At 64.1% G+C, this 2,092-nt stretch carries 2 protein-coding genes; both read left to right on the forward strand.

Features of this window, described 5'->3' with window-relative positions; genetic code table 11:
- On the forward strand, window positions 1–1,086 hold a 1,086-nt coding region (locus ACFWPJ_RS31265; protein ID WP_378856882.1), incomplete at its 5' end, for an aminotransferase class I/II-fold pyridoxal phosphate-dependent enzyme.
- 20 nt (window positions 1,087–1,106) lie between these two features.
- On the forward strand, window positions 1,107–1,874 hold the full coding sequence (locus tag ACFWPJ_RS31270) for an SDR family NAD(P)-dependent oxidoreductase (RefSeq protein ID WP_378856884.1): 768 nt from the start codon (window positions 1,107–1,109) through the stop codon (window positions 1,872–1,874).
- Window positions 1,875–2,092 lie beyond the last annotated feature (218 nt).

The raw sequence follows: 2,092 nt of genomic DNA on the forward strand, positions 1-2,092 counted from the left end.
CCGGTGAACTCTGCGACAGAGACGGAAATCGCGTTCGACGGTCGGCGACTCGACCACCTCTGCTCAAACAGCTACCTCGGACTCTCCGGGCACCCGCAGTTGCGCGCCAGCATGGCGGAATTCGTGCGCACGGCTGACTCGCTGGGACCCCACGGGTCACCGGAACTCAACAGCCACACCGAAACTCACCAGCGTCTCGCCGACGGGCTGCGGTCCTTGTTGAGTTGTGAGGCGGTAACGCTCTACAGCTCTGCCTACCTGGCAAACCTTTCGGCTCTGCCCACGATCGCAGGGCCAGGTGACGCGCTGTTCATCGACGAACATTGCCATCGTTCACTGCTCGACGGCGCGGTTTTGTCGGGCGCGGCATTCGACGTATTCCGGCACAACGATGCCGATCATCTACTCGCTCTGATCAGCACCTCAGGCGTGCGTGGGCAGCGGGTGATCGTCACCGAGGGAGTGTTCAGCGGCCATGGCGATGTCGCCGATCTTCCCGCCCTCGTCGCATGCGCACGATCCACCGATGCGGTCCTCTACGTCGACGAAGCGTCCTCGGTAGGCCAACTCGGCGCCGGGCGCGGACTCGAGGCCCACTACAGCATGCCCGCGACCATCGACGTCCGTGTTGGATCCCTTGGCAAAGCCCTAGTCGGTGGTGGCGGATTTGTCGCGGCCAGCGCTACATTCGCCGCCCGGCTACGCCGCCGAGGGACATTCTCAACCGCGCTGTCCCCGCTGGCTGCGCACATCGCCGCCGACGCCGTCGAGCTCCTCATCAGCGCCGGACCAGAACTAACCGATCAGCTCAACCACAACCGCACCGTCTGGACACAGGCGTTGACTCGAGCCGGATTCGACATCGGCACCTCGACCACTGCCATCGTGCCATTGCTGGTGCCGGTCGATCCCGCCCGCGCGTTTCACGCCGCGCTCGACGCCGGAGTCTTCGCCCTCCCGCTGGCTGGCACGTGGGGCGCCGGCCGGGGTCTACGCACCACCGTCACCGCAGCACACGATCCCGCCCAACTCACTGACATCGCCGCCCGCCTCGGCCGCATCCTGGCTGCGGCCGCTGCCAACTAGCCAACATCCGGAGGAACCCAATGCCCCAGTCCGACAACGTCCTCGTCGTGATCGGCGCGACCCGCGGCATCGGCGCCGCGACCGTCATCCAACTCGCGAACGATCACCCAGATACCCGGATCGTGTTCTGCGGGCGCGACGTGGCCGCAGGTGAAGCGCTGGCCGACAAGCTCAGCCCCGCAGTAGAATTCGTGCCCACAGACATCACCGACCCTGCCCAAGTCGCGGCATTCTTCGACGTAGTCGCCGCGCGCGGAAATTTGGCGGGTGCGTTCAACTGTGCCGGAATCATCGGCACCGACACGATCTTGCGCGGCAACCACTTTCATGACGCCGATCCCGAAGAATTCGAACAGGTGATGGCGGTCAATGCGCTCGCGATGGCCACCTGCCTACGCCATGAACTACGGCTCCTCACGACCCACGGCAAAGGCGGCTCGATCGTCAACATGGCCAGTGTTGCCGGGCTACGCGCCGCAGACAGCCTGGCGGTTTCCTACACGGCCTCCAAGCACGCGGTGGTAGGTCTGACACGTGCGCTGGCCGCCGAGTACTCCCGCCACCGAATCCGCATCAACGCCGTTTGTCCAGGCGTGATCGAAACCGAGATCCTCGAAGGCCTGCACGAGCCGCTGTTGGCCCAACTACGCGCTAAGAACCCGGACGCCTATTTCGGCACTCCTACCGAGGTCGCCACCACAGTCTCTTTCCTGCTGTCCCAAAACGCTTCCTACATCTCCGGAACCACGGTGACCATCGACGCCGGTGGATTGTACGGAGCCCTGTAATCCCGAACGAGCGCGCAGTAAGCGCTGGCCAACCCAGTTGCCTCACTGCACGACTCGCCGACTGAGCTCAACCAGAGTTCGACCGAAATGCCTGCACGTCGCAGCTGAGCGACGGCCTGGGGGAATGAGGACCACCATGACACAAGATCTGCATGCGCTGCACGACTACTACTCCACACCTCGAACAGAGGATGCCGAAACTATTTACGGGATCTGGA

The sequence above is a fragment of the Nocardia sp. NPDC058497 genome (genome assembly GCF_042720195.1).
In the GTDB taxonomy this organism is placed as follows: Bacteria; Actinomycetota; Actinomycetes; order Mycobacteriales; family Mycobacteriaceae; genus Nocardia.